Genomic DNA, 236 nt, shown 5'->3' with positions numbered 1-236 from the left:
TCGTAACAAGGTAGCCGTACCGGAAGGTGCGGCTGGATCACCTCCTTTCTAAGGAGCAGCTTCGCTGCCGGGCCCGTTCGGGGTCTGGTGGCGCAGTGGCCCGCCGCCAGCGAACGCCTGGTGGGGGTGCTCATGGGTGGAACATCGATTATTTGGCATCTGGTCGAGCCGGTGGCTCGCTAGTACAACCCGGTGACGGTCCGCGAGGATCTGAGGGAGTGGAACGCGGCGCGGGT

1 rRNA gene is annotated in these 236 nt (G+C 64.8%); it reads left to right on the top strand.

What is annotated here, in order from left to right:
• A 16S ribosomal RNA gene (locus ACR9ZK_RS23455) occupies positions 1 to 48 on the top strand; the annotation flags it as partial.
• Positions 49 to 236: the final 188 nt, after the last annotated feature.

Source organism: Monashia sp. HAY1-5C, assembly GCF_056755255.1.
This window is presented reverse-complemented; position numbering and strand designations above follow the sequence as displayed.